General features: G+C 67.7%; 22 protein-coding genes. 15 read left to right on the top strand and 7 right to left on the bottom strand.

Annotated features, from left to right (window positions below; genetic code table 11):
• Window positions 1–217: 217 nt before the first annotated feature.
• Entirely contained in the window at window positions 218–421 is a 204-nt protein-coding gene (locus LGR54_RS24150) for a DUF1737 domain-containing protein (RefSeq protein WP_230364516.1), read from the bottom strand.
• Window positions 422–466: 45 nt separating this feature from the next.
• A complete protein-coding gene (locus tag LGR54_RS24145) occupies window positions 467–1366 on the bottom strand; it encodes a CoA ester lyase (RefSeq protein ID WP_230364508.1) in 900 nt (299 codons plus the stop codon).
• 141 nt (window positions 1367–1507) lie between these two features.
• Here LGR54_RS24145 and LGR54_RS24140 point away from each other — a divergent pair, with 141 nt between their 5' ends.
• From LGR54_RS24140 to cysW, 9 genes are all read left to right on the top strand, one after another.
• Complete coding sequence (locus LGR54_RS24140; RefSeq protein WP_230364507.1) at window positions 1508–2695, top strand: FAD-binding oxidoreductase; 1188 nt, start codon at window positions 1508–1510, stop codon at window positions 2693–2695.
• Window positions 2692–3456, top strand: coding sequence for a DUF429 domain-containing protein (locus LGR54_RS24135; RefSeq protein ID WP_230364506.1), 765 nt, complete (start codon window positions 2692–2694; stop codon window positions 3454–3456). The genes LGR54_RS24140 and LGR54_RS24135 overlap by 4 nt, the downstream gene beginning before the upstream one ends.
• A 129-nt stretch (window positions 3457–3585) precedes the next feature.
• Window positions 3586–3927: a DUF2849 domain-containing protein gene (locus LGR54_RS24130; protein ID WP_230364505.1), complete on the top strand. Its 342-nt coding sequence runs from the start codon at window positions 3586–3588 to the stop codon at window positions 3925–3927.
• A 40-nt stretch (window positions 3928–3967) separates the two neighbouring features.
• Window positions 3968–5623 carry a nitrite/sulfite reductase gene (locus LGR54_RS24125; protein ID WP_230364504.1) on the top strand — a complete coding sequence of 552 codons (1656 nt, stop codon included), beginning with the start codon at window positions 3968–3970 and terminating at the stop codon, window positions 5621–5623.
• Window positions 5610–6155, top strand: a complete 546-nt coding sequence (locus LGR54_RS24120; RefSeq protein WP_230364503.1) for a DUF934 domain-containing protein — start codon at window positions 5610–5612, stop codon at window positions 6153–6155. The genes LGR54_RS24125 and LGR54_RS24120 overlap by 14 nt, the downstream gene beginning before the upstream one ends.
• Window positions 6152–6886, top strand: a complete 735-nt coding sequence (locus tag LGR54_RS24115) for a phosphoadenylyl-sulfate reductase (RefSeq protein WP_230364502.1) — start codon at window positions 6152–6154, stop codon at window positions 6884–6886. The genes LGR54_RS24120 and LGR54_RS24115 overlap by 4 nt, the downstream gene beginning before the upstream one ends.
• Window positions 6887–7094: 208 nt before the next feature.
• A complete protein-coding gene (locus tag LGR54_RS24110; RefSeq protein WP_230364501.1) occupies window positions 7095–8114 on the top strand; it encodes a sulfate ABC transporter substrate-binding protein in 1020 nt (339 codons plus the stop codon).
• 112 nt (window positions 8115–8226) lie between these two features.
• Complete coding sequence (gene cysT, locus LGR54_RS24105; protein WP_230364515.1) at window positions 8227–9090, top strand: sulfate ABC transporter permease subunit CysT; 864 nt, start codon at window positions 8227–8229, stop codon at window positions 9088–9090.
• On the top strand, window positions 9087–9923 hold the full coding sequence (gene cysW, locus LGR54_RS24100) for a sulfate ABC transporter permease subunit CysW (protein WP_230364500.1): 837 nt from the start codon (window positions 9087–9089) through the stop codon (window positions 9921–9923). The genes cysT and cysW overlap by 4 nt, the downstream gene beginning before the upstream one ends.
• Before the next feature lie 18 nt (window positions 9924–9941).
• Here the strand turns inward: cysW and LGR54_RS24095 are convergent, their stop codons facing one another.
• Both LGR54_RS24095 and hisE read right to left on the bottom strand, forming a co-directional pair.
• The gene (locus LGR54_RS24095) at window positions 9942–10523 is read right to left on the bottom strand and encodes a YqaA family protein (RefSeq protein WP_230364499.1); all 582 of its coding nucleotides are present in this window, start codon (window positions 10521–10523) and stop codon (window positions 9942–9944) included.
• 53 nt (window positions 10524–10576) lie between these two features.
• A complete protein-coding gene (gene hisE, locus LGR54_RS24090) occupies window positions 10577–11104 on the bottom strand; it encodes a phosphoribosyl-ATP diphosphatase (protein ID WP_255608045.1) in 528 nt (175 codons plus the stop codon).
• 202 nt (window positions 11105–11306) lie between these two features.
• On the opposite strand from hisE, the gene LGR54_RS24085 reads away from it, so the two are divergent.
• Window positions 11307–12764, top strand: coding sequence for a D-alanyl-D-alanine carboxypeptidase family protein (locus tag LGR54_RS24085; RefSeq protein ID WP_230364497.1), 1458 nt, complete (start codon window positions 11307–11309; stop codon window positions 12762–12764).
• A gap of 11 nt (window positions 12765–12775) precedes the next feature.
• A complete protein-coding gene (locus LGR54_RS24080; RefSeq protein WP_230364496.1) occupies window positions 12776–13906 on the top strand; it encodes a GTP-binding protein in 1131 nt (376 codons plus the stop codon).
• A 138-nt stretch (window positions 13907–14044) separates the two neighbouring features.
• On the opposite strand, the gene LGR54_RS24075 is transcribed toward LGR54_RS24080, so the two are convergent.
• The 3 genes from LGR54_RS24075 to LGR54_RS24065 form a co-directional block, all read right to left on the bottom strand.
• Window positions 14045–14701 carry a CAP domain-containing protein gene (locus tag LGR54_RS24075; RefSeq protein ID WP_230364495.1) on the bottom strand — a complete coding sequence of 219 codons (657 nt, stop codon included), beginning with the start codon at window positions 14699–14701 and terminating at the stop codon, window positions 14045–14047.
• Window positions 14702–14879: 178 nt separating this feature from the next.
• The gene (locus LGR54_RS24070; RefSeq protein WP_230364494.1) at window positions 14880–17354 is read right to left on the bottom strand and encodes a DUF3772 domain-containing protein; all 2475 of its coding nucleotides are present in this window, start codon (window positions 17352–17354) and stop codon (window positions 14880–14882) included.
• Window positions 17355–17474: 120 nt separating this feature from the next.
• Window positions 17475–18113: a GNAT family N-acetyltransferase gene (locus tag LGR54_RS24065; RefSeq protein WP_230364493.1), complete on the bottom strand. Its 639-nt coding sequence runs from the start codon at window positions 18111–18113 to the stop codon at window positions 17475–17477.
• Window positions 18114–18516: 403 nt separating this feature from the next.
• On the opposite strand from LGR54_RS24065, the gene zapE reads away from it, so the two are divergent.
• The 4 genes from zapE (at window position 18517) to LGR54_RS24045 (ending at window position 25084) form a co-directional block, all read left to right on the top strand.
• On the top strand, window positions 18517–19731 hold the full coding sequence (zapE, locus tag LGR54_RS24060) for a cell division protein ZapE (RefSeq protein WP_255608043.1): 1215 nt from the start codon (window positions 18517–18519) through the stop codon (window positions 19729–19731).
• A 59-nt stretch (window positions 19732–19790) separates the two neighbouring features.
• A complete protein-coding gene (locus LGR54_RS24055; protein WP_230364492.1) occupies window positions 19791–20522 on the top strand; it encodes a DUF1003 domain-containing protein in 732 nt (243 codons plus the stop codon).
• A gap of 299 nt (window positions 20523–20821) precedes the next feature.
• A complete protein-coding gene (mdh, locus tag LGR54_RS24050) occupies window positions 20822–21787 on the top strand; it encodes a malate dehydrogenase (protein WP_230364491.1) in 966 nt (321 codons plus the stop codon).
• 315 nt (window positions 21788–22102) lie between these two features.
• On the top strand, window positions 22103–25084 hold the full coding sequence (locus LGR54_RS24045) for a 2-oxoglutarate dehydrogenase E1 component (RefSeq protein WP_230364490.1): 2982 nt from the start codon (window positions 22103–22105) through the stop codon (window positions 25082–25084).
• Window positions 25085–25129 lie beyond the last annotated feature (45 nt).

The raw sequence follows: 25129 nt of genomic DNA, 5'->3' as shown, positions 1-25129 counted from the left end.
AGGAGCGTCAGCACCGCGTCAGCGGCGCGCCCCGTCGATGAACGGGGTTATAGGGGGAGCCCCTCAGAGTGTCAACAGCCTCGTTTTCAGAAAAATGACGGACCGGCGACAAAACGGCTCCGATGGCCCCGCTCGGGAAGAAAGGCTGACCTTTCAGTGGGTTAGCCTTGCTGACCTATCCACAGGCCTGTGGATAGGTCGAAAAGCGGCCGCAAACTCAGTGATCGGACAGCACGACCTCGTCCGACCATTCGCCCGGGACCTCCTTCATGATCGCCTGGCCGCAAATGACCCGGCCCTTCACCGGGTCGAAGGTCAGCGTCGGGCTGCCGGAAAGCTGCCAGCCCCGGTTCAACGCCGCCGACACGCGCTTGCAGAAGGATACGTCGTCCGGGCCGGTCAGATAGCGGTAGAGCTTCATCGTCTTCGTTGTCTCGGTCGTCATCGGTCTCGTCCTATCTGGAATTCACTGGCGCCCGGCGATCGCCTCGGCAAGCGCCACCGTCTTGCGGGCGATGTCGGCATGCATGCGCTCATACATGCGCCCGTCGATCTGGATCACGCCCTTGTCGGCATGCTCCGGCAGGTCGAAGGCCGCGATCAACGCCCGCGCCGCCGCCACCTCGTCCGTCGGCGGGGTGAAGGCGGCGTTGCAGGGCTCGAGCTGCGTCGGATGGATCAGCGTCTTGCCGTCGAAGCCCATCTCGGCCGCCTCCGCGCATTCGCGCGAAAAACCGTCGAGATCGCGGAAATCGTTCCACACGCCGTCCAGCACCTCGATCCGCGCCGCCCTCGCCGCCAGCACGCAGAACGACAGCCAAGCCTGCATGGGTGCCCGCCCGGGCACGATGCGCGCGCCGGTCTCCTTGGAGAGGTCGTTGGTGCCGAGCGCCAGCACGGCGAGGCGGGACACCGGATCGCGCGCCGCCGCGGCGATCGCCGCCACGTCCAGCACCGCCTGCGGCGTCTCGATCATCGCCCAGACCCTCAGCGAGGCCGGGGCGCCGAGCTCGTCGAGCCGGGTGCCGATCGCCCGCAGCGTCTCGGCACTGGCGATCTTCGGGATCAGCAGCGCGTCGGGGCCCATGCCTGCCGCAGCGGCTTCGGCGAAACAGGCGAGATCCGCTTCGAACCAGGGGGTGTCGAAGCCGTTCACCCGCACCACCACCTCGCGCGGGCCATAGCCGCCCCCGGCCAGCGCCGCCGCCACCTGCCGGCGCGCCGCCGCCTTGGCATCCGGCGCCACCGCATCCTCCAGATCGATGATGAGGCCATCGGCCGGCAGGCTGCGCGCCTTTTCCAGCGCGCGGGCATTGGCGCCGGGCATATAGAGCACGCTGCGGCGGGGGCGGACGGAAGTGGACATGATTCGCTCGGGTAATTGGCAAGATCGGGAAAGCAGCCTATCCGGACGGATGGCGGCACACCAACCCCCGCCGGCCAGCGGCCCCGCAGCTTTCTTGCGCGACAGCGCCCCACCACGCAACGTCTTACCGGATCGAAGGACATGAGCGCAGCTATCGGAGCGGACGAGCATTACGACGTCGTCATCGTCGGGGGCGCCATCATGGGGGCGATGGCCGCCTATTTCCTCACCCTCGATCCCGCCTTCACCGGCACGGTGGCGGTGATCGAGCGCGACCCGAGCTTCGCCCGCTCCTCGACCACCCTGTCGGCCGCCTCGATCCGCCAGCAATTCTCCTTCCCGGAGAACATCCGCATGTCGCAGTTCGGGCTCGACTTCCTGCGCGGCATCAAGGAACGCTTCGATCCCGATACCGAGATCTCCTTCCATGAAGGCGGCTATCTCATCCTCGCCACCGAGAAGGGACTGCCCGTCCTGGAGGCCAATCACCGGGTACAGAAGGCGGAAGGCGCGGATATCGACCTGCTCGATTCGGCCGGGCTCGCCGCCACCTTTCCTTATCTGAATGTCGAGGGCCTGGTCGCCGGCGCCTATGGCCGCTCCGGCGAAGGCTGGTTCGACGCCCACGCCTTCCTCGCCGGCGCCCGCCGCGCCGCCAAGCGGCAGGGCGCGCAGCTGATCACCGGCGAGGTGGTCGGCATCGAGCGCACGGGCGGACGCATCGCCGGCGTCACCCTCGCCGATGGGCGGCGCATCGCTTGCGGCAGCCTCGTCAACGCCGCCGGCCCGCGCGCCGGGCGCCTCGCCGGCCTCGCCGGCATCGCGCTGCCGGTCGAAGGGCGCAAGCGCTGCATCTTTGTCTTGCACTGCCGCACCGAGCTGCCGCGCCTGCCGCTGCTGGTCGATCCGACCGGCTTCTGGATCCGTCCGGAAGGGGCCTACCAGATCTGCGGCGCACCGGATCCGGTGGAGGATCGCGATCCGGGCGAGGATTTCGAGGTCGACTGGCCGCTGTTCGAGGAGACCACCTGGCCCAACCTCGCCACCCGCATTCCGGCGATGGAAGAGGTGAAGCTGGTGCGCGCCTGGGCCGGGCACTACGAGATGAACCTGCTCGACCACAATGCGGTGATTGGCCCGCATCCCGAGTTCGCCAATTTCTATTTCATGAACGGCTTCTCCGGCCATGGCCTGCAGCAGGCACCCGCCGCCGGCCGCGCCATCGCCGAATGGATCGTGCACGGGCGGTCGATATCGCTCGATCTCGACGTGTTCGGCTATGAGCGCATCCTCGCCAACCGCCCGCATGCCGAGCTGAACATCATATGAGCGCGGTCCGGCTGGCCGGGGTCGACGGCTGCAAGGGCGGATGGGTCGCGGTGGTCGTCGAGCCCGGCGGCGTCATGTCCGTCGAACGGGTCGGCCGTCTCGCCGATCTCGTCGACCGGCCGGACGCGCCGCAGATCATCGCCGTCGACATGCCGATCGGCCTGCCCGAGCGCGTCGGCCCCAACGGACGGGCGCCCGAGCGGCTAGTGCGCCCCCGGCTCGGCATGCGGCAGTCGAGCGTCTTCTCCATGCCCTCGCGCGCCGCCGTCTATGCGGCGCTCGACATGAGCATCGCGGATGAAGCCGAGCGCTACCGGCATGCCTGCTCTGTCGCCCGCGCAAGCTCCGAACCGCCGCGTGCGGTCTCCAAGCAGGCCTTCCACATCTTCGGCAAGATCGCCGAGATCGATCGGCTGTTGCGCGGCCGGCCCGACCTCGCCAGGCGGATCCACGAATGCCATCCGGAGGTGAGCTTCTGGGCGATGAACGGCGAGACGCCGCTCGATATCGCCAAGAAGGTGAAGAATGCCCCGAACAAGCCGGGCCTCGCCTTGCGACGCCGGCTCCTTGCGACACAAGGCTTTGAGGCCGGCCTCACCTCGCCCGCCCGCGCCCGCGAGCTCGGCGTGGGCGAGGACGACCTCGTCGATGCCTGCGCCGCCGCCTGGACCGCCGGGCGCATCGCGCAGGGGCGGGCCATCGGCTTTCCGGCCATTCCGGACCGCGACGGCGAAGATCTGCCGATCCAGATACAGGCCTGAGCCACACCTAACAGTCTACAAATATTGTCAAATAACATATCACACATAAATTTTGTGCATTAATCGAATTTGCACATCCGATTTTGTGTTATATATTTGGAACGACTAAAACACAGGGATTTGCCGGAAATGGCCGCGCCGCAACAACAGAAACTGAAGGTCAACGGCCCGGTCGCCGTCACCGCCAACCGTCTGTCGGACGGCGCGGTGGTCTGGCGTACCGCCGAGGGCAGCTGGTCGACCGCGCTGGCCGATGCCGCCGTCGTCACCACCGCGCCGGAGGCCATCGCTCTGCTGGAAGGCGCCCACAAGCGCGACACCGACGCCGTCGGCGCCTATGTGGCACCGGTGATCCTCGGCGACAACGGCACCATCCTGCCCGGCAATCTGCGCGAGCGCATCCGCGTCAACGGCGTCACCTTCGCGCTGCCGGGTTCGGACACGCCCGCCTCCACCCTTCCCGCGGCCTGAACGCCGTTCCTTCGAGCCGCGACTGAAGAAGACACCGATCATGTACGTCTACGACGAATTCGACCGCGCCTTCCTCGCCGAACGGGTCGCCGACTTCCGCGACCAGGTGGAACGGCGCCTGTCGGGCGCCCTCTCCGAGGACGAGTTCAAGCCGCTGCGGCTGATGAACGGCGTCTATCTGCAGCTGCACGCCTATATGCTGCGCATCGCCATCCCCTATGGCACGCTGTCCTCGGACCAGTTGCGTCGCATGGCGCATGTCGCGCGCGTCTATGATCGCGGCTACGGCCACTTCACCACCCGGCAGAACATCCAGTTCAACTGGATCAAGCTGGAAGACCTGCCGCAGGCCATGGCCGACCTCGGCGAGGTCGGCGTGCACGGCATACAGACGTCGGGCAACTGCATCCGCAACGTGACCACCGACCAGTGGGCCGGCGCCACGCCGGAGGAATTCGACGACCCGCGCATCTGGGCGGAGATCCTACGCCAGTACTCGACCTTCCACCCCGAGTTCACCTACCTGCCGCGCAAGTTCAAGATCGCCATCACCGCGGCGCCGAAGGATCGCGCCGCCACCAAGGTGCACGATGTCGGCCTGCGGCTGCATCGCAACGAGGATGGCGAGCTCGGCTTCGAGGTACTGGTCGGCGGCGGCCTCGGTCGCACGCCCTTCGTAGGCAAGTCGATCCGCCCGTTCCTGCCGGTCCGGCACGTGCTCAGCTACATCGAAGCCATCATGCGCGTGTACAACCAGTTCGGCCGGCGCGACAACATCTACAAGGCGCGCATCAAGATCCTGGTGCACGAGATCGGCGCCGAGGCGTTCGCGCAGGCGGTCGAGGCCGAGTGGGCGAACATCCGCGATGGCGCGCTGAAGCTCACCGACGAGATCATCGACGATATCCGCGCCCGTTTCCTCTACCCGGATTTCGCCGCGCTGGAAGCCGAGCCCGCCGAACTGAAGGCGGCGCTGGAAGATCCGCGCTTCGCCACCTGGTACCGCAACTCGGTGCACAAGCATAAGGTGCCCGGCTATTCCATCGTCACCATCTCGCTGAAGCCCGTGGGCGCGCCTCCCGGCGACGCCACCGCCGACCAGATGGACGTGGTCGCCGACCTCGCCGACGCCTATGCCTTCCACGAGATCCGCGTCGGCCACGAGCAGAACCTCTGCCTGCCGAACGTGGCGACCAAGGACCTGCCGGAGCTGTGGCGCCAGCTCGACGCCGCCGAACTGGCGACGCCGAACGTCAACCACATCAGCGACATCATCGCCTGCCCCGGCCTCGATTATTGCGCGCTGGCCAATGCCCGCGCCATTCCGGTGGCGCAGGAGATCTCCAAGCGCTTCGCCGATCTCGACCGCTCGCGCGGCATCGGCCGGCTGCACGTCAACATCTCCGGCTGCATCAATGCCTGCGGCCATCACCATGTTGGCCATATCGGCATTCTCGGCGTCGAGAAGAACGGCCAGGAATTCTACCAGATCACCCTCGGCGGCCGCGCCGACGAGCATGCCCAGCTGGGCACACTGCTCGGCCCGGCGGTTTCCTACGATCAGGTGCCGGGCCTGATCGAGGACATCGTCGACGCCTATCTCGAACTGCGCTCCTCGCCGAAGGAGCTGTTCATCGACACCGTTCATCGCCTCGGCGTCGAACCCTTCAAGGAGCGCGTCTATGCCACTCATTGAGAACGGCAAGCTGGTCGAGGACCGCTTCATCCGCGTCGCCGACGAGGACGAAACCCTCCCCGCCTCCACCCCGGTGCTACTGTCGCTCGACCGCTTCCTCAAGGAAGAGGAGGCGCTGAAGAGCGCCAATGTCGAGGTCGGCCTCATCTGGCCGAACAACAAGCCGATCGCCGAGATCGCGCCCTATCTGCCGCGCCTCGCGCTGGTGGCGCTCAACTTCCCCACCTTCCGCGACGGGCGCGCCTACAGCCAGGCCCGCCTGCTGCGCGAGCGGCTCGGCTGGAAGGGGCCGCTGCGCGCCGTCGGCAACGTGCTGCGCGACCAGTTCCTCATCATGGCCCGTTCCGGCTTCGATCAGATCGTGCCGGTCAAGCCGGCCGACGCGCAGGCCTTCGACGCCGCGATGCACAGCTACACCGTGTTCTACCAGCCGACTGGCGACGGCCGCAAAAGCCTGCTGCGCGCCCGGCTCGGCCGCTCGGCGACCCGCGCGGACGACAACGGGTCGTCGGACCGGGGGGCGGCCGCATGACCTCCACCCTGCTGCCTGATACCCTCGCCGGCACCACCCCGCTCGACGCGGTGGAAGAGATTTCCCGCACCCTCGAAGGCCGCTCGCCGACCGAGATCATCGCCGCCGCCCAGACCATCGTCGGACGCGACCGGTTGTGCCTCGTCTCGTCCTTCGGCACCGAATCCGCGGTGCTGCTCGCCTTCGCCGCCGAGGTGGACCCGTCGATCCCGGTGGTGTTCCTCGACACCGGCTGGCTGTTCGAGGAGACCCTCGCCTATCGCGACACGCTCGCGGCCCAGCTCGGTCTCACCGATGTCCGCTCCATCCACCCGGATGCCGAGCGGCTGGCCGCGCTCGATGCCGGCAACGACCTCTGGTATTCCGACCCGGACGCCTGCTGCCGCATCCGCAAGGTCGAGCCGCTGGCCCGCGCGCTGTCGGGCTTCGATGGCTGGCTGAACGGGCGCAAGCGCTACCAGGCCTCCACCCGCGCCGCCATTGCGGTGGCCGAGCGCGATGGCGAGCGGCTGAAGTTCAACCCGCTCGCCAGCCTTGAGCGGGCCGAGGTGGAAGCCGCTCACAAGCGCTTCGCCCTACCGCCGCACCCGCTGGAAGCCAAGGGTTTCCCCTCGGTCGGCTGCCTGCCCTGCACCAGCCGCGTCGCCCCGGGCGAGGACGCCCGCGCCGGCCGCTGGCGCGGCAAAGCCAAGACCGAGTGCGGAATTCACACGCTGATCTCGGCGCACTGACGGCACCTCGCAGTTCACCTCGCGATCGCCAACCCATTGAGGTTTCAGGCGAACGCGGGGTGACGCCTTCGAAATCACACGACCGACACGTTATTTTATCTAATTTTCTATATACTCTGTATTTTTATAGTTGACCCCATGGGAGAGCTGTGGAACTCTGAGCTCGATGGTTTTCCGCAGCGCTGGGCGCCGCGATGGAGAGATCGACATGTTCTTCAATTTCAAGCCTCTGGCCGTGGCCGGCCTCGCCGCCGCGCTCATCGCCCCGCTCGCCGCGCCGGCGCCGGTGCGTGCCGCCGACGCCACCCTGCTCAACGTGTCCTACGACCCGACCCGCGAGCTCTACCAGCAGTTCAACAAGCTGTTCGCGGAGAAGTACAAGGCAGAGACCGGCAAGACCGTCGAGATCAAGGCCTCGCATGGCGGCTCCGGCAAGCAGGCCCGCTCGGTGATCGACGGCCTCGAGGCCGACGTCGTCACCCTGGCGCTCGCCTATGACATCGACGCCATCGCCGACAAGGGCTTCCTCGCCCAGGATTGGCAGAAGCGCCTGCCCGACAATTCCTCGCCCTACACCTCGACCATCGTATTCCTGGTCCGCAAGGGCAACCCCAAGGGCATCAAGGACTGGGACGACCTGGTGAAGCCGGGCATCCAGGTCATCACCCCCAATCCGAAGACCTCCGGCGGCGCCCGCTGGAACTACCTCGCCGGTTGGGCCTATGCGCTGAAGAAGTACGGCTCCGAGGACAAGGCGAAGGCCTATCTCGCTTCGCTGTTCAAGAACGTGCCGGTGCTCGACACCGGGGCGCGCGGCTCCACCGTCACCTTCACCGAGCGCGGCGTCGGCGACGTGCTGCTCGCCTGGGAGAACGAGGCGTTCCTGTCGAAGAAGGAATTCGGCGACGACAAGTTCGACATCGTCGTGCCCTCGCTCTCCATCCTCGCCGAGCCGCCGGTCGCGGTGGTCGACAAGGTGGTGGATCGCAAGGGCACCCGCCCCATCGCCGAGGCCTATCTGAAGCTGCTCTACAGCAAGGAAGGCCAGAAGGTCGCCGCCGAGAACTTCTACCGCCCGCGCGACCCTGAGATCGCCAAGCAGTATGAGAACGTGTTCCCCAAGGTCTCGCTCGTCACCATCGACGACCCGATCTTCGGCGGCTGGCGCAAGACCCAGAAGACCCACTTCGACGATGGCGGTGTCTTCGACCAGATCTATTCCAACTGAGTTCCCGAGGCCGGCGTTCACGCTGGGCTACAACTGGGCGCCGGACCTTTCGCCAGGTCCGGCGCCGCTCTTATGATGGCGATCGCGGAACCGGAACATGGCCGAGACGACGATGAGCGCAGCGGAACTGGGGGAGACGGCTCCATCGCGCCGCAGTAGCGGCGTGATCCCCGGCTTCGGGCTCACCATGGGCCTGACCTTGCTCTGGCTCTCGCTGATCGTGCTGATCCCGCTCGCCGGCCTGTTCTTCAAGACCGCCGAGCTGACGCCGGACCGCATCTGGACCATCCTCACCGCCGCCCGCACGCTGAACGCGCTGAAGATCTCCTTCGGCCTGTCGCTGGTCGCCGCCGCGATCAACCTGGTGCTCGGGGCCGTCGTGGTGTGGGCGCTGGTGCGCTACGACTTTCCCGGCCGACGCCTGCTCGACGCCCTCGTCGACATCCCCTTCGCCCTGCCCACAGCGGTGGCCGGTATCGCGCTGACCACGCTCTATGCCGAGAATGGCTGGCTTGGCCAATTCCTCGCCCCCTTCGGCATCAAGGTCTCCTTCACCCCGCTCGGCATTCTGGTGGCACTGATCTTCATCGGCCTGCCCTTCGTGGTGCGCACGGTGCAGCCGGTGCTGGAGGATTTCGACCATGAGTTGGAGGAGGCCGCCGCGACGCTCGGCGCCAGCCGCTGGACCACCATCCGCAAGGTGGTGCTGCCCACCGTGCTGCCGGCCTTCCTCACCGGCTTCGCCCTCGCCTTCGCCCGCGCGGTCGGCGAATACGGCTCGGTGATCTTCATCGCCGGCAACCTGCCCAACGTGTCGGAGATCGCCCCGCTGCTGATCGTCATCCGGCTGGAGGAGTTCCGCTACGCCGACGCCACCACCATCGCCGCCACCATGCTGGTGGCCTCCTTCGCATTGCTGTTCGTGATCAACGGCCTGCAGCGTTGGTCGCAGTCCCGCACCGGGAGAGCGTCATGAGCGACCCATCCGTCCGTTCCGAACCCGCCGCCGTCAAATGGGCGGTGGTCGCGGTGGCGACGCTGTTCATCGGCCTGTTCATCGTGCTGCCGCTGATCAACGTCTTCGCCCAGGCCTTCGTGAAGGGCTGGGAAGCCTATGCCAACGCCCTGGTCGAGCCCGACGCGCTCGCCGCCATCGAACTGACCCTCATCGTCACCGCCATCGCGGTCGCCGCAAATACGGTGATGGGCCTCGTCATGGCCTGGGCGATCACCAAGTTCTCCTTTCCCGGCAAGAGCTTCCTGATCACCCTGCTCGACCTGCCCTTCTCGGTGTCGCCGGTGGTGGCCGGTCTCGTCTTCGTGCTCATGTTCGGCGCGCAGGGCTATTTCGGCCCCTGGCTGATCGACAATGGCTGGAAGATCATCTTCGCCTGGCCTGGCATCGCGCTCGCCACCATTTTCGTCACCTTCCCCTTTGTGGCGCGCGAACTGATCCCGCTGATGCAGGAACAGGGCACGACGGAGGAGGAGGCGGCGGTGACGCTCGGCGCCTCCGGCTGGCGGGTGTTCTCCCGCGTCACCCTGCCCAATGTGAAATGGGCGCTGCTCTATGGCGTGCTGCTCTGCAACGCCCGCGCCATGGGCGAGTTCGGCGCGGTATCGGTGGTCTCCGGCCATGTGCGCGGCGAGACCAACACCATCCCGCTGCAGGTCGAGATCCTCTACAACGAGTACCAGTTCCAGGCCTCCTTCGCGGTGGCCTCGCTGCTGGCGCTGCTGGCGGTAGTGACCCTATTCGCCAAGACGGTGCTGGAGAGCCGCGTACATACCCGCAAGGGCGGGCACTGAGCGGCGCTCCGATCCGCCTCAGAACAGATAGGTCGCGATGATGAAGCCGCCGATGGTGACCGCCGCGAAGATCAAGGTCACCAGCCCCAGCCGTTCCTCGATGAAGGTGCGGGCCGAGGGGCCGATCCAGTAGAGCAGCCCGGCGACCAGGAAGAAGCGGGCACCGCGGGTGATCACCGACAGGACGACGAACCAGAACAGGCTGTAATGCGCGAAGCCCGAGGTGATCGTCACCACCTTGTAGGGGATCGGCGTCACGCCCTTGATCAGGATGATCCAGTGGCCGTATTCGCCATAGGCCTTGGCGAAGGCGTCGACCTTGTCGCCATAACCATAGAGCTGGATCAGGAACAGCCCGACCGTCTCGTAGAGCAGCGCCCCGATCGCATAGCCGACGAGCCCGCCCAGCACCGAGGCGACCGTGCAGATGAGCGCGTAGCGCCAGGCCCGCTCCGGCCGGGCGATGCACATCGGCACCAGCATGATGTCCGGCGGCACCGGAAAGAACGAGCTTTCCGCCGCCGACACACCAGCGAGCGCCCAGCCGGCCGAGGGGCGTTCGGCGAGGTCGATGACCCATTGATAGAGACGGCGCAGCATGGAAACTCCGGGGGAAGGCGGCCTGGCGGCAAGCCGGGCCGAGGGCGGGCGCTTCAGCGGGATCCGCGACGCGGGCCCGGCGCCGTCGGCGAGGCAAGCCGCGCGGCGCCCGCCGCCGCCGCTTCCGCCGAGACCTCCCGGGCCGGCTCGACGGTAAAGTCGGCGAAGAGATCGGCCGGCACCGCATAGCCCGAATGGCCGAGACTGTCACCGTGCCGCAGCGGAGCCGCCGGCGAGGCGCCAGAACCCGGCACGCCGGCCTTCTTGCCCATCTTCGGCAGCTTCTCGGCCATGCCGAGCATCTTCTCGCGCCGGCGCATCTCCGCCCACACATCGTCGGGATCGATGCCGAGCTCGACCCACAGCACGACGAGGTTGTAGAGAAGGTCGGCGCTTTCGCGCACCGCGCCCGGCGCGTCGCCCATCGCGCCGTCCAGCGCCACCTCCACCGCTTCCTCCGCCACTTTCTTGGCGATGAAGGAGCGGCCGCGCGCGAACAGCTTGGCGGTGCGCGGAGAGGCAACCCGCCCCTTCCGCGCCGCACACACGGACTCGTGAAGGCGGCGGATCGAATCACTCATCCCAAGGAGCTTAGCGCGCTTTCGATGAAGTTTGCGTGGCGGCATGCGGTTCCGCGGCGGTGCGATCACCGCCCGCCCGCGGCCCGGAACGGCGCGTCATTTTCCGGTTTCCGTCCCGGCGCCTTTTGATCCCGGACGGCGGACGCGGTATGGAAGGAACGTGTGTCGAATATTCGCTTCCAGCAAGAACGGATCGCGTCGCGTGCTGAACTCCTCCTCCCGCCGCACCCGTAGCCGTGCCATCGTCCTCGCGCTTGCCGGCGCCATCGCCGGGCTGCTGCCCGTGGCGGCCTCCACGGCCGCGCGCGCGACGCCGTCGCTGGTGGTCGAGCTCGACAGCGGCAAGGTGCTGCTGGCCGAGGACGCCACCAAGCCCTGGTATCCTGCCTCCATCACCAAGCTGATGACGGCTTATGTTACCTTTCGCGCCCTCAAGGCGGGACGGCTGACCGAGAGCACCCTGATCACCGTCTCGCCGCTGGCCGCCTCGCAGGCGCCCTCGAAGATGGGCTTCGTGCCGGGCACCAAGCTCACCGTCGACAACGCGCTGAAGATGATGCTGGTCAAGTCGGCCAACGACATGGCCTATGTCCTCGCCGAGGGCGTCAGCGGCTCGCTGCCGGCCTTCGTCGACGAGATGAACGAGGCGGCGCGCGACCTCGGTATGACCGGCTCGCATTTCGCCAATCCAAACGGGCTGCCCGATCCCAACAACGTCACTACCGCCCGCGACCTCGCCGTGCTGGTGCGCGCCATCGCGCTCGAATATCCCGAGCACGAGCAGCTGTTCCGCATCCCGGCGATGAAGGTCGGCAACAACGTCATCCGCAGCTACAACAAGCTGATCGACCGCTATCCCGGCGCCGACGGCATGAAGACCGGCTTCATCTGCGCCTCCGGCTTCAACCTCGTCGCCACCGCGCATCGCGGCGACAAGCGGCTGATCGCCATCGTGCTCGGCACCAATTCCGGCAAGGAGCGCACCGAGCAGGCCGCCCTGCTGCTGGAACGCGGCTTCAACCAGTCCTGGCAGATCTTCGGTGCCGTCGCGCCGACGGTGGATTCGCTGCGCAATCAGGGCGGCGCGCCGACCGACATGCGCGCCCAGGTCTGCGGCGCCAAGCGCAAGACCGTCGCCTCGGAAGCCGATGACGACAGCGGTCCGGCGCCGGCCGGCTTTGCCGCCGCCGGCATGGGTGCCCTCGGCGTCAACGTGACCGGCGCCAGCCTGCTGCAGAACCTGCCGCCCTCCATGCCGCCGGTCGAGGTGTTCGTCGGCCCGACCCCCGATCCCGCGGCGCTTGCCGCCGCCTATCCGGCGCCGGCGCCGAAGAAGCCCGCCACCGGCAGCAAGAAGGTCACCGGCGCCAAGCAGGTCGCCATCCCCGTGGCGCCGGCCAAGCCCGACGCCAAGCCGGGCTCGAAATCCGCCGCCAAGCCGAAGAGCACGCCGGAGACCACGGTGATGGCCGATCCGACCGGCGACGCCGCCCCGGCGCCGAAGCCGGCGGCCAAACCGGCTGCCAAGCCCGCTCCCAAGCCGACGGCCTCGACCGCCAAGCCGAAACCGGCGGCCAAGCCCGCCGCGCAGGCGGGTTCGCAGCCGACCATCATCATCGCGCCGGTGCCCGCGCCCAGCCCGGCCACGGCGGCACAATAGACCGTACGATCATGAGCGATACGACACGCGGGCAGCCGGAGCCGATCCCCGTCACGCTGCTCACCGGCTTTCTCGGAGCCGGGAAGACCACGCTGCTCAACCGCCTGCTGGCGGATACGGGCCTGAAGGACACCGCCGTGCTCATCAACGAGTTCGGCGAGATCGGGCTCGACCATCTGCTGGTGCAGCATTTCGACGACGCCACCGTGCTGCTCGCCTCGGGCTGCCTGTGCTGCACGGTGCGCGGCGACCTCGTCGAGGGGCTGGAGCACCTGCTGCGTCGTATGGACAACGGCGTCATCCCGCCGTTCCGGCGGGTGATGATCGAGACCACCGGCCTCGCCGACCCCGCCCCGATCCTGCACGTGCTGATGATGCATCCCTATCTGGTCATGCGCTTCCGCCTCGACGGGGTGGTGACGGTGATCGATGCGGTGAACGGGCTCGCGACGCTCGACGCCCATCCCGAAGCGGTCAAGCAGGCGGCGATCGCCGACCGGCTGGTCCTCACCAAGACGGACCTCCTCGACACGCCGGAGCGGCAGGCCGCTTTCGCCGCCCTCGACGCCCGGCTCGACCGGCTGGCGCCCGGCGCCGTCCGGCTCGATGCGGCAAAGGGCGAGGCGACGGCGGCGGCGCTGCTCGAGGCCGGCCTCTACGACCCGTCGAGCAAGATCCCCGACGTCGCCGGCTGGCTGCGCGACGAGGCGATCGAGGCGGCGGAAGCGGCGCAGCGCGGACAATCCGCGCACGACGCCAATCGCCATGACGACCGCATCCGCGCCTTCACCGTAGCCACTGAGGCGGCGGTTCCGGCGGCGGCGCTCGACATGTTCCTGGAACTCGTCCGCGGCATGCATGGCGACAAGCTGCTGCGGCTCAAGGGCATCGTCGCGCTCGCCGAGGATCCCGCCCGCCCGGTGGTGCTGCACGGCGTGCAGCAGGTGCTGCATCCGCCGAGCCAGCTGCCCGCCTGGCCCGACGACGACCACCGCACCCGTCTCGTCATGATCGTGCGCGATGTCGAGCCGGCGGTGATCCGCCGGCTGTTCGACGCCTTCATGGGCCTGCCGGCGCCGGACCAGCCGGACGGCAAGGCCCTCACCGACAACCCGCTCGCCCCGGCGACGATGCGGCGCTAGGGCCTGTTCCGCAAAGGCTGAAAAGCTCTCGCGACGAGAACAGGCTCCAGCCTATCGGATCGCGAGCGCGTTCTTATCGATCAGGTGATCCCACCTGATCGATAAGGGCGCTGGGCGCCGCGCTCGACGCCGCTCGGCCTATTGCCCCTGCAGGGTGGCGCCGCCGAAGGTGACGGTGGTGGTGCCCATCGCCGGCTGGGAATTGGCGGGCTGGGCGCCCGCCGCCGGAGTGGCGGCGGCCTGCGCGGCGGCCTCCACCTTCGGATCCGGCTTGCCGAGCACCATCGCCCAGTAGACGCGGTAGCGGCTCCTCGGCACCGCGATGGCGGCGATGCCCATCTTGGTCATGCCCGGCGCCAGCATGTTCTTGTTGTGCGAGGGCGAATCCCGCCAGCCGGAAAACGCCTCGGCGAGCGTGTGGTAGCCGGCGCCGACATTCTCCACCGCCGTCAACCCGGTCCAGCCGGCCGATTTCAGCCGCTGCACGAAGCCGCGCCCGCCGACCGAATGCGACAGCTCGTCCGCCGCCGCCATCGCCCTGGCCTGCTGTTCCGCCACCCGCATCAGCACCGGGTCGATGGCGACCGCCGACAGCCCTCGTCCGCGCCGATAGTCGCTCACCAGCGAGGCGGCCGCCTCCGGATCGAGCTGCCCGCCCTTGGACAGGTCGGCATAGAAGGTGGGGTCGGTGGCCACCGGCGGCGGCGTGGCGCAGCCCGCGAGAAACAGCGGCAGCAGCAGCGCGCCGGCCGCCAGACGCGGGATCGCACGGCGCGAAATGGGGAAACCGGGCATGGAAGCCTCTCGGGGGCAGGAGGAGAAAAGCGCGAATCGGCAAGCGAGGCACGAATAGGCGGGGCCGGAGCATGTGCCGCAAAGGTTGAAAGACCTTTGCGAAAGAGCCTTCGCGCCAAATGATTGAAAACGAATATCTTTCGTTCCTGCCGGGCTTGCCGCCCGACCGCGCGGCGTCTTAGCCGTCCTCGCCGGCGGTGGGATCGGGCGCCTCCAGCGAGCCGCCGCGATAGATGCTCCAGGGCGTGAACGGTATGCCGATGCGCGCCTGCTTCATGCGATCGAGCACGGCGAAATGCAGGTCGCTCTTCACGGTCAGCGCGTAGTCGACATTGGCGACCACGCAACGCAGCTCGAATTGCAGGTAGCTGTCGCCGAACTTGACCAGGAACACCCGCGGCGGCGGCGAGCGCAGCACCTGCGGATGATCGCAGGCGCAGCCGATCAACAGGTCGCGCACCTCCTCGGCATCGGCGTCATAGGCGACGTTGATCTGGAGGATGATGCGCCCGGTGGTGTTGGCGTGGGTGTAGTTCTTGACGAGGCCGGTGATCAGGTCGGAATTGGGGATCAGCACGGCGGCGCGGTCGAAGGTCTCGATCTCGGTGGCGCGCACCGAGATGCGGCGCACATAGCCCTCCTCGCCCTTCACCGAAATGGTGTCGCCGACGCGGATCGGTCGCTCGGCGAGCAGGATCAGCCCCGAGACGAAGTTCGACACGATCGATTGCAGGCCGAAACCGATACCGACCGACAGCGCACCGGCGACCAGCGCGATGTTCTGCAGGTTGAGGCCGATCTGCCCCATCGCCATGGCGATCACGGCGAGCGAGATCACATAGCCGATGATGGTGGCGATGGAGTTCTGCAGGCCGGGATCGAAGGCGGTGCGCGGCAGGATCGCCACCGAGACCCAGCGCTGGATGGCACGGGCGATCAGGATGCCAACGATCAGGAACAGCACCGCGTAGAGGATGTCGCCGATCGTCACCGTCGAGGTGCCGATGGTGAAGCCGAAGGTGATGCGGCTGACCACGTCGCGCAAATCGGCGGTGGAGGTGCCCCAGGTGCCGACCACGATGACGATGGCGAACACCACCACCACCACCTTGAGCACGCCGGCCACCAGCACGGCGATCAGCTCGAGGCTGGCCGGGCGCACGCCGAGCGTGCGCGCCGCCATCTTGGCCTTGTGTCCCTGGGCGATGCCCTCGATGAAGAAGGCGTTGATCAGCGCCACCACCACATAGACGAACAGCCCGAACACCACCGCGACCAGCGAGCGCGAGGCGAGGAAGCTGGCGAGGCTGACATAGCCGGCGAGCAGCGCGCCGAGCACGGCGAAGTTCAGCACCCAGAACGGGAAGCGCGCCCATTGCAGCGCGGTGGCGGAGGCGGCGGCCAGCACGCTTTCCGGTTGCTCTCCCGCCGCCGGCGCGTCGCCCGCCCCGTCGGCCGGATCGTCATCGGCGGCCAGCGCCCGCACCGTCGAGATGGCGATCACCGCGAGACCGAGCGCCAGCAGCGCATTGTTGCTGACGGTGAGCGCCACCGGCGTCACCAGCGCCCGGTGCAGATTGCCGAGGAAGGCGACCACGCCGAGCAGCCAGACACCGCCGACGATATGCCGGTACAGCAGGGTGGCGATCTGGTCGCTCACCGGCACCACGCGGCGCCAGGGCTCGTCGGGCGCCAGCGCGGCGAGCAGCATGCCGCGCCCGGCGGCAACCACGATCACCGCCAGTATCACGCCCTGCATCACCTCGCTCACCCGCGCCGGTAGCGCGTCGAAGGCGTCGAGCAGGGCGACTCCCGCGAAGGCGGCGAGAATGGGCGGCACGACGCCGATCAGGGCGGTCAGCATCGAGGCGACGCAGGCCTGCAGGCGCGACAGCGTTTGCTCGCCCCGCTCGCGGTTCAGCCGGCGCAGCGGCCGGCCCAGCAGGCGGCGCAGCATCACCGACAGCGTGATGATGCCGACGACGCCGAGGGCCAGCAGCAATTGTCCCCAAAGCGGCATGCGGCTGGCGGCATAGGCCTGCCAGTCACTCATCAGGTAGCGTATGCCGCGGCCTTCCATCGCCATGGCGCTCAGCGAGGCCAGCCACAATTCGGGATTGAGGACGGAATAGGAGCGCGCCAGCAACTGGTCGGTGAACAAAGCGCGGCGGCGGCTGGTGATGCGGTCGGACAGCTGGTCGCCGCGGGTGTTGAGCAGCCGCACCTGCTTGGCCAGTCCCTCCACCTCGGCGGCCTGCGCGGTGAGATCGTCGCGCTGGGCGGTGACGGAGGCGTTTTCCGGCGGCGCGTCGGCCGCCGGCTTCGGCCCCAGCTCCTGGATGCGGTGGTTGAGGTCGCTCAGCAGCGGCTCGAGCACCGCGATCGCCGCCGTCAGATCGGTGCGCACCGGGTCGAGCCGCCCGCGCAATTCGTCGAGGTCCTGCGAGCGCAGCCCGTCGCGTCCCAGGCCCCCCTCGACGCTGTCGACCACCGCTCGCTGCCCTTCCAGGCGGTCATGCACGGTCTTCGTGTCGAGCGTTACCTGGGCAAAGGCGCCGCCGGCAAGGGCAAGGACGAGCAGCAGCGCCGCAATCGTCGCACGCAGGAAAATGCCTATCGCGGCATCAGGAGCAAGGCGATGGGAGATGACCATGAACCGGGCGCATTCGATGAGGATGGCCCTGTCTCTCGCCCGATCGCGGCCAAGTCAAGGCATCGCATCAAGACGACCCGGCGGATACCGGCCTGCGGGCGCACCCGGCGCGCCGCTGCGTCAGTGGCCGCGATGCGGGCGCGGCAGCATGCGATCCTGCAACTCGAATGCCGCGGAGAAGACGGCGGAGACGTCGCCGATCATCTCGCGCAGCCAGGAGATCGGCGTGGCCGGCGGCGTACGCAGGTGGCCGACCATCTCGGTCTCGTCGAGCGAAAAATCCGCCTCATGGCGCAGCGCGATGCTCTTCATCCGGCCGTTCTGCGGCAGGAACACCACTTCGAGGTCCTCGATGCCGCGATTCTGCGCCAGCAGCACCAGCTGGCGCATCAGCGCCGAGCCGACGCCCTTGCCCTGCCAGTCCCGCTCGACACTGAAGGCCGCCTCGGCGGCGACCGGCTTGCCGGGCTTCTTGGGCAGCGGATGCAGCTCGGCGACGGCCCGCAGCTCGCCCTCGTGGAAAAAACCGACCAGCAACTTGTCGCCTTCGACCGCGCGGGCGGCGTGGCGCGTGAGCGCGGCATCGGAAACCACGCCGCCGAAACGCATGAAGCGGCTCAGCGGGTCGAGGCGGAGCAGGTGATCGAGAAACATCTGCCGCTCGGCGGGCACGATCTTGCGGATCACGCCTTCGGCAACGGCGTCGCCCCGCGGGGCGGGCGCCTCGGCGGTCTTTTGCGACTCGCGCGTATCGGTCATCGGCGTTCCGGGCATTGCAATCCACCGCTCCATTGCGGTGCGACATAAATATTCGCACTGCAACATCACACAACCGGCAGCCCTGCATGGCTCGCATGCAGGGGGCGCGAGCCTGAGGTGGTGTCGCACCGTCCGGCCGGCTCGCCCGCTTGCGAAAGCCACCGGAACTGTGTGGGACCACCTCGCGAGGGTCAAGCCGCCAAATGCACCCACCGCGCCGCCTCCGCGCCCTTCGGCGCCTCGGATTTGCAGGCCGTCCCGCCCGACCTCCACCCACCACTGTCGATATTGCAGTTGCGCACGGTTGCTACCGAACCTTCGTTCAAGGCGGCATCCCGCCTCCTTGCTGCGGCGCCTTCGGGTCGTTAGGTGTGCGCGGCACAAATTTCGGGAGATCGGCCAGATGGAGTTTGCGGCAGAAGCGGGCGGATCGGTGCTGGCGGCACGCTATGTCGCGCGCATGGCGGCCGGCGACATCGCCCCCGACGCCGGCCAGGCCAAGGTGGTCTCGGCCCTTGCCGCGCTGGAGCAGCGCATCGCGACGCGGCGCCTCGCGCGCAAATCGTCGGCGCTGGGCTGGCTGTTCGCCAAACGGGACGTGCAGCAGCCCCCGCCGCGCGGGCTCTACATCCACGGCTCGGTCGGTCGCGGCAAGACCATGCTGGTCGACCTGTTCTACGAATGCGTCGCCGTGCGCAAGCGCAAGCGCCGCGCGCATTTCCATGAGTTCATGGCCGATGTGCACGCCCGCATCTTCCAGGTCCGCAACGACATGAAGTCCGGCAAGCTCAAGGATGCCGACCCCATCGCCATCGTCGCCAAGGCGCTGGCGGAGGAGGCGTGGCTTCTGTGCTTCGACGAGTTCCACGTTACCGACATCGCAGACGCGATGATCCTCGGCCGGCTGTTCGAGAAGCTGTTCGACGTCGGCGTGGTCATCGTCGCCACCTCCAACGTTGCCCCGGAGAACCTCTATGAGGGCGGCCTCAACCGCGCGCTGTTCCTGCCCTTCATCAAGCTGATCGAGGCGCATATGGACGTGGTGCGCATCGATTCGCCCACCGACTACCGCATGGAAAAGCTCGGCGGCGCCCGCATCTGGTATGTCGCCGGCGAGCATGGCACCCAGGTGGAGGTCGACCGCGAGGTCGAGAAGATCTGGCATCGCATCGCCGGCGTCGATGGCGGCGCCCCGGCCACCGTGGTGTCCGGCGGCCGCACGCTGCGCGTGCCGAAGGCGGGCGGCGGCGCGGCGCGGTTTTCCTTCGCCGATCTGTGCGAGCAGCCGCTCGGCGCCTCCGACTATCTGCGCCTGGCCCGCGCCTATCACACGCTGGTCATCGAGCATGTGCCGGTGATGGACCAGGACCGCCGCAACGAGGCCAAGCGCTTCATCACCCTGATCGACGAGCTCTACGACAAGGGCGTCAAGCTGGTCGCCTCGGCGGCGGCGGAGCCCGAGGAACTCTATCGCGGCACGCAGGGTGCCGAGGCGTTCGAATGGGCGCGCACCGTCTCGCGCCTGCACGAGATGCGCTCGGCCGACTACCTCGCCCGTCCGCACGGGCGCGGCGATTCCCAGGCCAGCGGCGACACCACCGGCCTCGTCGAGACCTGATCGGCGGGGCGGCGGAAGGCGGGGCGGCAAACCGGATGGCGGAACGCAGGAGCCCAGGCATGACGCACCAGAATCCCCCCGCCGACGGCGAACGCCATCGCATCCGCCATCACTGCGCCCTCACCGGCCAGATCGTCACCGACCATGACGGCGAGCGGCTCGACACGCTGCGCCCGGCGCTGGCGGCGCATATCCGCGCCGCCCATCCCGGCATACCCGACGACGCCTTCATCTCGCGCGAGGCCCTTGCCGCCGAGCGTTCCACCATGATCGCCGAGACGCTGCAGGCCGAGCGCGGCGACCTCTCGCAGATCGAGCGCGACGTCATCGAGAGCCTCGCCCGCCACGAAACCCTCGCCGCCAATGTCGAGGAGGAGCTGGACGAGAACCGCACGCTCGGCGAGCGCTCCGCCGACCTCATCGCCAGCTTCGGCGGCAGCTGGACCTTCATCATCGGCTTCTGCGGCCTGCTGGTGGTGTGGATGATCATCAACACCGCGCTGCTCGCCGCCGGCGCCTTCGACCCCTACCCGTTCATCCTGCTCAATCTTGTGCTGTCCTGCATCGCCGCCCTGCAGGCGCCGATCATCATGATGAGCCAGAAGCGGCAGGAGGCGAAGGACCGCAAGCGCTCGGAGAACGACTACCGGGTGAACCTCAAGGCGGAACTCGAGATCCGCCATTTGCACGAGAAGATCGACCACATGCTGACCCGGCAATGGGAGCGGCTCGCCGAGATCCAGTCGATCCAGATCGAGCTGATGGAAGAGGTGCTCCAGCGCCGCCGTTGAGCCGGCTTCCGCATCGTCGCGAAAGTTTCCAGCACACCCGATACCCCTGTCACCGGTCCGTCATCGTCCGGTCATCGCATCTTGCGCACGGGCGAAGATCGTTGCGCGATCACGCGATAGTTATGCGGAAAACAGAGGGCAGGTATTCGGCATGCCATATGCCAGGATCATCGTCGTAAAGTCGTAGACGCCAATGTTTACACTACCGGCCATCCTCGCTTGAACCCTCCGGCGAGAAGCGTTATCGGAAACCGGCGCGGCACTTCGCCGCCTTTTCCCACGGATCGTCAGGAAATCTCATGGCTCGAGCAAAGATTGCACTGATCGGGGCCGGTCAGATCGGCGGCACGCTCGCCCTTCTCGCGGGTCTCAAGGAACTTGGCGACATCGTCCTCTTCGACGTCGCCGAGGGCATTCCGCAGGGCAAGAGCCTCGATATCGCGGAAGCGAGCCCGGTGCTCGGCTTCGATGCCAACTATGCCGGCACCAACAGCTACGAGGCGATCGCGGGCGCCGATGTGATCATCGTCACCGCCGGCGTGCCCCGCAAGCCCGGCATGAGCCGCTCAGACCTTCTCGACATCAACCTGAAGGTCATGCAGCAGGTCGGCGCGGGCATCAAGGAATACGCCCCGGACGCCTTCGTGATCTGCATCACCAACCCGCTCGACGCCATGGTGTGGGCGCTGCAGAAGGCCTCCGGCCTGCCCACCAACAAGGTGGTCGGCATGGCCGGCGTGCTGGATTCGGCCCGCTTCCGCTACTTCCTCGCCGATGAGTTCAAGGTCTCGGTCGAGGACGTCACCGCCTTCGTGCTCGGCGGCCACGGCGACGACATGGTGCCGCTGGTGCGTTATTCCGGCGTCGCCGGCATCCCGCTGCCGGACCTCGTCAAGATGGGCTGGACCACCCAGGCCAAGGTCGACGCCATCGTCGAGCGCACCCGCAAGGGCGGCGGCGAGATCGTCAATCTGCTCAAGACCGGCTCGGCCTTCTACGCCCCGGCCGCGTCCGCCATCGAGATGGCCGCCTCCTACCTGCGCGACAAGCGGCGTCTGCTGCCGGCCGCCGCCTTCCTGTCCGGCGAGTACGGGCTCAGCGACCTCTATCTCGGCGTGCCGGTGATCATCGGCGCCAACGGGGTGGAGAAGATCGTCGAGATCGCGCTCGACGCCGGCGAGCAGGCCATGCTCGACAAGTCGGTCGCCTCGGTGAAGGAACTCGTCGCCGAGTGCCAGAAGATCGCGCCCGGCCTCGCGGCGTGAACGACATCCGCTCCCCGGCGTCCTCTGGCCGCCGGGGAGCGCGGTACCTATCTTGCTTGTGCCCTCAACGGGCCGCCGATGTGAGTGCGCAGAGCCGGTCGCGCCCGGTCAAGATCGGGCGAGATAAGCGTTTTTTGCAGGCCCGCGCCGCAATCTCGCGGCATTCATGACGTCAAGACGAGCCTATATAGACTGAAGACCACAGCTTTCGTCCCCGGCAGCGGGGCATCGGGCGGGCCCTCTGCCACCGGGCGGCGGGGTCGACGGGTGAGAAAGCGTCTCCACCGGACCGCAACGGTCCCTCAGGAGCCGACAATGTCGCGCGCGGACTCGAACGAAGCTTTCCTGAACACCTCCTTCCTCTACGGCGCCAATGCGGCCTGGATCGAGCAGCTCTACGCCAGCTACGAAGCCGATCCCGCCTCGGTCGATCCCGAATGGCAGGCCTTCTTCGCGGCGCTGAAGGATTCGCCGGCCGACGTCGAGAAGAGCGCCCGCGGCGCCTCGTGGAAGCGGGACAACTGGCCGCTCACCGCCAATGGTGAGCTGGTCTCCGCCCTCGACGGCAACTGGATCGAGGTCGAGAAGGTCGTCTCCAAGAAGGTCGAGGCCAAGGCCGTCGAGAAGGCCAAGACGGCCGGCGTCGAGCTCACCGCGGCCGAGGTCCAGCAGGCCACCCGCGACTCCGTCAAGGCGCTGATGATGATCCGCGCCTACCGCATGCGCGGCCATCTCCACGCCAAGCTCGACCCGCTGGGTCTGGAGCCGGAGCATCCCGCTCCCGAGCTCGACCCGGCCTCCTACGGCTTCACCACCGAGGCCGATCTCGACCGGCCGATCTTCATCGACCACGTGCTGGGCCTCGAATTCGCCACCGTCCGCCAGATGGTGGCGATCCTCCAGCGCACCTACTGCCAGACGCTCGGCGTCGAGTTCATGCACATCTCCTCGCCCGAGGAGAAGGCGTGGATCCAGGAGCGCATCGAGGGCGTCGACAAGGAGATCACCTTCACCCGCGAGGGCAAGAAGGCGATCCTCAACAAGCTGGTCGAGGCCGAGGGCTTCGAGAAGTTCCTCGACGTCCGCTACACCGGCACCAAGCGCTTCGGCCTTGACGGCGGCGAGAGCCTGATTCCGGCGCTCGAGCAGATCATCAAGCGCGGCGGCCAGCTCGGCGTCACCGAGATCGTGTTCGGCATGGCCCATCGCGGCCGCCTCAACACGCTGACCCAGGTGATGGGCAAGCCGCACCGCGCGCTGTTCCACGAGTTCAAGGGCGGCTCCTGGGCCCCCGACGAGGTCGAGGGCTCCGGCGACGTGAAGTACCACCTCGGCGCTTCCTCGGACCGCGAGTTCGACGGCAACAAGGTGCATCTGTCGCTCACCGCCAACCCGTCGCATCTCGAGATCGTCGACCCGGTGGTGCTCGGCAAGTGCCGCGCCAAGCAGGACGCGCTGGGCGACACCGAGCGCACCCAGGTGCTGCCGCTGCTGCTGCACGGCGACGCCGCCTTCGCCGGCCAGGGCGTGGTGGCCGAGTGCTTCGGCCTGTCCGGCCTGAAGGGTCACCGCACCGGCGGCTCGATCCACTTCATCATCAACAACCAGATCGGCTTCACCACCTATCCGCGCTTCTCGCGCTCCTCGCCCTATCCGTCGGATGTGGCGAAGACCATCGAGGCGCCGATCTTCCACGTGAACGGCGACGACCCCGAAGCGGTGACCTTCGCCGCCAAGATCGCCATCGAGTTCCGCCAGCGCTTCCGCAAGCCGGTGGTCATCGACATGTTCTGCTACCGCCGCTTCGGCCACAATGAAGGCGACGAGCCCGCCTTCACCCAGCCGCTGATGTACAAGGCGATCAAGCAGCACCCGACCACGCTGGAGATCTACTCCAAGAAGCTCGCGGCCGAGGGTGTCGTCGACACCACCGAGTTCGACCGCATGAAGGCCGACTGGCGCTCGCGCCTCGACGCCGAATACGACGCCGGCCAGGCCTACAAGCCGAACAAGGCCGACTGGCTCGATGGCCGCTGGGCCGGCCTCAAGGCCGCCGCCGACGCCGACGATCCGCGCCGCGGCAATACCGGCGTGGCGATCGACGAGCTGAAGGAGATCGGCACGAGGATCACCACCGTGCCGGAGGGCTTCCAGGTCCACCGCACCATCCAGCGTTTCCTCGATTCCCGCCGCAAGGCGATCGTCGAGGACGGCGCCGGCATCGACTGGTCGACCGCCGAGGCTCTGGCCTTCACCACCCTGCAGCTGGACGGCCACCCGGTGCGCCTGTCCGGCCAGGATTGCGAGCGCGGCACCTTCTCGCAGCGCCATTCCGTGCTGATCGACCAGCAGAACGAGGACCGCTTCACCCCGTTCAATCACGTGCGCGAGGGCCAGGCGCATTACGAGGTCATCAACTCGATGCTCTCGGAAGAGGCGGTGCTCGGCTTCGAGTACGGCTATTCGCTCTCCGAGCCCAACGCCCTGGTGCTGTGGGAAGCGCAGTTCGGCGATTTCGCCAATGGCGCGCAGGTGGTGTTCGACCAGTTCCTGTCCTCCGGCGAGCGCAAGTGGCTGCGCATGTCCGGCCTCGTCTGCCTGCTGCCGCACGGCTATGAGGGCCAGGGGCCGGAGCATTCCTCCGCCCGCCTCGAGCGCTATCTGCAGATGTGCGCCGAGGACAACATGCAGGTCGCGAACCTGACGACGCCGGCGAACTACTTCCATGCCCTGCGCCGCCAGCTGAAGCGCGATTTCCGCAAGCCGCTGATCCTGATGACGCCGAAGAGCCTGCTGCGTCACAAGCGGGCGGTCTCGACGCTGGCGCAGTTCAGCGCCGGCACCACCTTCCACCGCGTGCTGTGGGACGACGCTCAGAACGAGCACGTGGTGAAGGGGCCGGAATCGGTCACGCTGAAGGCCGACGACAAGATCCGCCGCGTCGTGCTCTGCTCGGGCAAGGTCTATTACGACCTGTTCGAGGAGCGCGAGCGTCGCGGCATCGACGACATCTACCTGATGCGCGTCGAGCAGCTCTTCCCGTTCCCGCTCAAGACGCTGGTGCAGGAACTGTCGCGCTTCAAGCAGGCGGAGATCGTCTGGTGCCAGGAGGAGCCGAAGAACCAGGGCGCCTGGGCCTTCGTGCAGCCTTATCTGGAATGGGTGCTGGAGCAGACGGGCTCGGCCTCGTCGCGGCCGCGCTATGCCGGCCGGCCGGCCTCGGCGGCCACCGCCACCGGCCTCATGTCCAAGCATCTCGCCCAGCTCAAGGCCTTCCTGGCCGACGCGCTGGACTGACACTGACGAACCGAAGGGAGCGCCGGCCCTGCGGTCGGCCAATGG

Source organism: Ancylobacter sp. Lp-2 (assembly GCF_020523795.1).
Classification (GTDB): Bacteria; Pseudomonadota; Alphaproteobacteria; order Rhizobiales; family Xanthobacteraceae; genus Ancylobacter.
Note: the sequence above shows the minus strand (reverse complement) of the source record. Positions and strands in the feature narration are given on the sequence as shown.

Bases quoted from the DNA above. Each gene is read 5' to 3' on its own strand.
- LGR54_RS24130 (WP_230364505.1), top strand. From the start codon at position 3,586: ATGGCCGCGCCGCAACAACAGAAACTGAAGGTCAACGGCCCGGTCGCC.
- LGR54_RS24065 (WP_230364493.1), bottom strand. From the start codon at position 18,113: ATGACCGATACGCGCGAGTCGCAAAAGACCGCCGAGGCGCCCGCCCCG.
- LGR54_RS24070 (WP_230364494.1), bottom strand. From the start codon at position 17,354: ATGGTCATCTCCCATCGCCTTGCTCCTGATGCCGCGATAGGCATTTTC.
- LGR54_RS24045 (WP_230364490.1), top strand. From the start codon at position 22,103: ATGTCGCGCGCGGACTCGAACGAAGCTTTCCTGAACACCTCCTTCCTC.
- mdh (WP_230364491.1), top strand. From the start codon at position 20,822: ATGGCTCGAGCAAAGATTGCACTGATCGGGGCCGGTCAGATCGGCGGC.
- cysT (WP_230364515.1), top strand. From the start codon at position 8,227: ATGAGCGCAGCGGAACTGGGGGAGACGGCTCCATCGCGCCGCAGTAGC.
- LGR54_RS24110 (WP_230364501.1), top strand. From the start codon at position 7,095: ATGTTCTTCAATTTCAAGCCTCTGGCCGTGGCCGGCCTCGCCGCCGCG.
- cysW (WP_230364500.1), top strand. From the start codon at position 9,087: ATGAGCGACCCATCCGTCCGTTCCGAACCCGCCGCCGTCAAATGGGCG.
- LGR54_RS24115 (WP_230364502.1), top strand. From the start codon at position 6,152: ATGACCTCCACCCTGCTGCCTGATACCCTCGCCGGCACCACCCCGCTC.
- LGR54_RS24140 (WP_230364507.1), top strand. From the start codon at position 1,508: ATGAGCGCAGCTATCGGAGCGGACGAGCATTACGACGTCGTCATCGTC.
- LGR54_RS24080 (WP_230364496.1), top strand. From the start codon at position 12,776: ATGAGCGATACGACACGCGGGCAGCCGGAGCCGATCCCCGTCACGCTG.
- LGR54_RS24055 (WP_230364492.1), top strand. From the start codon at position 19,791: ATGACGCACCAGAATCCCCCCGCCGACGGCGAACGCCATCGCATCCGC.
- hisE (WP_255608045.1), bottom strand. From the start codon at position 11,104: ATGAGTGATTCGATCCGCCGCCTTCACGAGTCCGTGTGTGCGGCGCGG.
- LGR54_RS24095 (WP_230364499.1), bottom strand. From the start codon at position 10,523: ATGCTGCGCCGTCTCTATCAATGGGTCATCGACCTCGCCGAACGCCCC.
- LGR54_RS24150 (WP_230364516.1), bottom strand. From the start codon at position 421: ATGAAGCTCTACCGCTATCTGACCGGCCCGGACGACGTATCCTTCTGC.
- zapE (WP_255608043.1), top strand. From the start codon at position 18,517: ATGGAGTTTGCGGCAGAAGCGGGCGGATCGGTGCTGGCGGCACGCTAT.
- LGR54_RS24125 (WP_230364504.1), top strand. From the start codon at position 3,968: ATGTACGTCTACGACGAATTCGACCGCGCCTTCCTCGCCGAACGGGTC.
- LGR54_RS24145 (WP_230364508.1), bottom strand. From the start codon at position 1,366: ATGTCCACTTCCGTCCGCCCCCGCCGCAGCGTGCTCTATATGCCCGGC.
- LGR54_RS24120 (WP_230364503.1), top strand. From the start codon at position 5,610: ATGCCACTCATTGAGAACGGCAAGCTGGTCGAGGACCGCTTCATCCGC.
- LGR54_RS24075 (WP_230364495.1), bottom strand. From the start codon at position 14,701: ATGCCCGGTTTCCCCATTTCGCGCCGTGCGATCCCGCGTCTGGCGGCC.
- LGR54_RS24135 (WP_230364506.1), top strand. From the start codon at position 2,692: ATGAGCGCGGTCCGGCTGGCCGGGGTCGACGGCTGCAAGGGCGGATGG.